The organism is Moorena sp. SIO4G3 (assembly GCF_010692305.1).
GTDB lineage: Bacteria > Cyanobacteriota > Cyanobacteriia > Cyanobacteriales > Coleofasciculaceae > Moorena > Moorena producens_A.
In genome coordinates this window covers 1-3,889 of the sequence record NZ_JAAHIG010000576.1, presented here as the reverse complement: position 1 = coordinate 3,889, position 3,889 = coordinate 1, and the positions used below count along the sequence as shown (strand labels likewise).

Annotated in this window: 4 protein-coding genes; 3 read left to right on the top strand and 1 reads right to left on the bottom strand. The window is 43.5% G+C overall.

What is annotated here, in order from left to right; genetic code table 11:
* Positions 1-1,996 (bottom strand): DNA/RNA helicase (locus F6J99_RS43015; RefSeq protein ID WP_293123057.1); only part of this gene is annotated, 1,996 nt, incomplete at its 3' end.
* Between the two features lie 597 nt (positions 1,997-2,593).
* On the opposite strand from F6J99_RS43015, the gene F6J99_RS43010 reads away from it, so the two are divergent.
* The 3 genes from F6J99_RS43010 (at position 2,594) to F6J99_RS43000 (ending at position 3,886) form a co-directional block, all read left to right on the top strand.
* Positions 2,594-2,752, top strand: coding sequence for a hypothetical protein (locus tag F6J99_RS43010; RefSeq protein ID WP_293123055.1), 159 nt, complete (start codon positions 2,594-2,596; stop codon positions 2,750-2,752).
* A gap of 39 nt (positions 2,753-2,791) precedes the next feature.
* The gene (locus F6J99_RS43005) at positions 2,792-3,334 is read left to right on the top strand and encodes a cysteine hydrolase family protein (RefSeq protein ID WP_293123053.1); all 543 of its coding nucleotides are present in this window, start codon (positions 2,792-2,794) and stop codon (positions 3,332-3,334) included.
* A 267-nt stretch (positions 3,335-3,601) separates the two neighbouring features.
* A complete protein-coding gene (locus F6J99_RS43000) occupies positions 3,602-3,886 on the top strand; it encodes a hypothetical protein (protein WP_293123051.1) in 285 nt (94 codons plus the stop codon).
* Positions 3,887-3,889: the final 3 nt, after the last annotated feature.

Below are 3,889 nucleotides of genomic sequence, written 5' to 3'. Positions count from 1 at the left end.
TCTCGTTCCTGGCAACATTATCAATACCGACCACATACACCATATCCGCTTCATTACCCTTAGCACGGGGCACACGAGATATGGTTACCCCACCATCTTTCCAGAAGCGATCGCGATCAACATGGGGCCATTGAGGCTTTAGTTCATTCAACTCTAATGCTGTGGGAATATAAATATCAATGTCTTGCTCCATCAAAACAACAGCGACATGATTTTCTAATTCAATTGCTTCAGAACTGGAGCCTAAAACTAGCACTAAGATTTCTTTACTGGCTTTCAGGTCATCATCAACCAGATTATGCATAATCTTATCGGCCAAAGCACTCATTTCTTCCTGACGAGAGCCATAGGTTTCAAAGTCTAATACTGGTGCGCTCCACAATTCAGGAACTGGATTGGGGGAGTTTTGTTTTGGACGATGGATGGTGATTTGTTGACCGGGAATAAAGTTACCTTTGACTTCATAACCAATTTTTTCCCAATCCTCCTTTCTGGTAATTCCAGTTAGCATTCCCTCAGGACGTAGCAACCCCATTCCGAGCCCATGAGCAGCGGTGAGAATTGAGCCAGGAGTGCGGTAGCAGCGCCGCATAACTTCAGATTTTTTAATACCACCAGGGTATTGTGATCCTTGTGACAAAAGTCGGCTGAGATTTTCACCCAACAGTTCTTTTGTGGTAGGAATTTTTAAGGTGTCTAGGCTTTGAGCTTCGTCATACGCCCAGATTAAGCGCCGTTGTTCTGGCTGTTCTGGATCAACGGGTCGTAAGGCTTGATAAGCTAGCCAATAAATCGCTTGTTTGCCCTGGAATTTTAAATAATCTTCAGTAACTAAGTCTTGTCCTTCATCAATTAAAATGGCATCAAAGCAGGGTTCAATGTTGATTTCTTCCGATAGCCGTTTACAAAGTTCTGCTAAACCCCGATTGGGCTGTCTTTCCCGAGTATCCCCAGCGGATTTGGGTTTAGCGCCATTTAACTGGCAAATTGTGCTGTATAAACCAGGCTGATCCTTAGCACCCCAAGCATGAAGCACTCGCAGTTTCTGGTTAGTCTTGTGGTCATACTGGATATCACCATTGCTGAAACGACGCAGCCATCGATCCACTAACCCAATCATCAAGTCGTAGAGGGTGCGACTAAAAAACACTAACCCAATCGTCCAGTCTGGGTGCTTCAAGTGCATATGAGCGGCTTTTTGGCATAGCAGCACTGTTTTTCCTGACCCCGCAATTCCCCGCAGCCGCTGAAACCCAGGAGGGATTTCTTTACCAATGTGTTCCTGCTGCCAATCTAATTCGTAGAGTTGTTGGGTGTAAGCGGCTACAACACTAGCGCGAGTTTTGCCTTCGGTAGAGACTAGGGTACGCGGAGGTTTACGGAAAATTGGTGCTCCGCTGATCACGGATAAGAGTAACTTCCACTGCTGATCATCTATCTCTTCTCCTGGTATCACTGATTCAGTTTCTTGAATACACTCTAGCAAGCCAACTTTACCGAGTTGATCCTGGAAGATAATGGGAGGACAGTCTGGCAGTTGGTCAAAACCGTGGTGTTGCCATTGTTCTTGAGTAATTAAAGGAAGAGCAATCATCGCCCTACCGGTAACTTTGCGCCAAATAGCAGGTTCGCGATCGCAAAAAGCAAGTATTGCTTTTAACTGATGTTCAGCTTGTTGGTAGGGATTTGGGTCAGCGGTGGAATAGTTTTGGAGTTGCCACTGATCACCATCAATAGTAATAATTTCATCAATAGTGACAGATTGGATTTTAATTACTACTAGACCAAGGTCTTGATCAGTAATTAAAATATCAGGCTCTTTAGAGATTTCCCCTACTTTATAAAAAATAGGATAGCGCCAGTAGCCAATACAATTGCGTTCTGAAAATGCACTACGAGTGGCATCCCACACTCTTTGTTTTCCTGTTTCTTCACTTTCTGTGATCGGTTCAGTGGTAATAAATTTGCGACCCTGATCTGTATCGATAACCGACATTTGGGCTAATTTCCTTTAGTAAGATTTACTTTTTAATTCGGTGAGGTAGACAATTTTCGGGAATAGGGAGTAGGGAGTAGGGAGTAGGGAATCGGGAATCGGGAATCGGGAATCGGGAATCGGGAATCGGGATAAAATCCTGTGTACCTCATAAGTATGGTAAACGGTAGATTAAATCCGTATTGCTATAGCGCGTTACCATCTCCCCACACCTGCCATACTTCCCACACTTCCCTAGCTCCCTAAAACCTAAGACGAAAGTACTTCACCTAATTGAGAACTGCTATACTGCTTTATACAGTCCTAAAGCTAGAGTTCCCAAATTGTCAGCTATGGAATACAGGGTGCAGGGAATTCCAATGAAACGAAAAATTCAGGGTTTAGCCAATAAGGAACAGAAAAAAAGGAACAGGGGAGATTCCTGTTTCCTATTCGGAAGTTGAACAGAAATCTTGCACCATTGTGATTAATCCTAGGGTGGGCAGTGCTTACCAACGCCCTTTGCAAGCTTAGTTAGCGGAATGTGGGTTAGATCATGTCAGGATAATTACCCTGTCTTGATGCAGTCGCTCATGGGGGAAACCACGGCAGTCGCTCATGGGGGAGACCCCCAAGACCGCGCTGCCTCCCCAAGACCGCGCTGCATCGCTTAATAAAAATCTCCCTCATCTCCCCATCTCCTTATCTCCTTATCTCCCCATCTCCCCATCTCCCCACACTTTTATTATGGGTATTCAACCGCACTTGATATTATAATCTAAAGCGATTAAGTAAAAACAGGGGCAGAGAATAGCAATGAAGACAGCTCTGATACTAGTAGATATTCAGAATGACTACTTTCCTGGTGGTTCTATGGAACTAGTGGGGATGAATTTAGCTAGTCAAAATTCTCAACATTTACTAGAGCATTTTCGATCAAACAAGTTGCCAACGTTTCACATACAGCACTTTTTTGAAGGTGATTCTAATGCAGGCTTCTTTATCCGAGGTACTGAAGGAGTTGAAATCCATGAGAGTATTAAACCCCTTCCTGGTGAAACTGTAATCCCGAAAAATTATCCCAATAGCTTTCGGGAAACTACGTTGCTGGATCAACTCAAACAAGCTGACATTGAACAGTTAGTTATTTGCGGTGCCATGAGTCACATGTGTATTGATGCTACCACTCGCGCTGCTGCTGATTTTGGTTTTAAGTGTAAAGTAGTTCATGATGCCTGTGCTACTAGAGATCTGGTTTTTGGGAATCAGAAGATTATCGCTCAAGACGTACATGGGGCGTTTATGAATGCTTTGGGTTTTGCTTATGCTGACGTGATTAGTTTATCGGATTTTTTGTAGAAATTGATCCGAGATAACAACCAGTGCGATTTGTTCTTCAAGACTGATAACAATAAGATGAATTGTTTACAGCAAATTTCGCCCCCCTAGCCCCCCAACTTTGGGGGGAAATTGAGTTAAAGTCCCCCAGAATTGGGGGATTTAGGGGGCTTGCCGCTCTCGGTAGTGAGGTCAATTCATCTGAAAACGGCTGTAATCACAAAACATCTTATTCTTATCAAGCCCAATTACTTAAATAATTAAATCTTATCATTCATTATTTGACTGATGACCCTAACCCTTAACCTACCACCAGAATTGGAGCAATATCTCTTTCAGGAAGCCAAGCAGCAAGGGATGTCTCTCGAAGCTATAACATTACAACTTTTGGCAAACTCTATTCTGGTAAGGCAAAAGCAAGCTGAAGCGGTTAATCTGCTTCAATCCTGGATTGATGATCACGATATTGAAGAGCAGCAAGAAACAGGTCAGTATTTGATCGATGCATTGGATCAGGATCGACTTTCTGAGCGTCAGTTATTCCCGATTGAGATGAAAGGTGTAACTTGGTGAGGA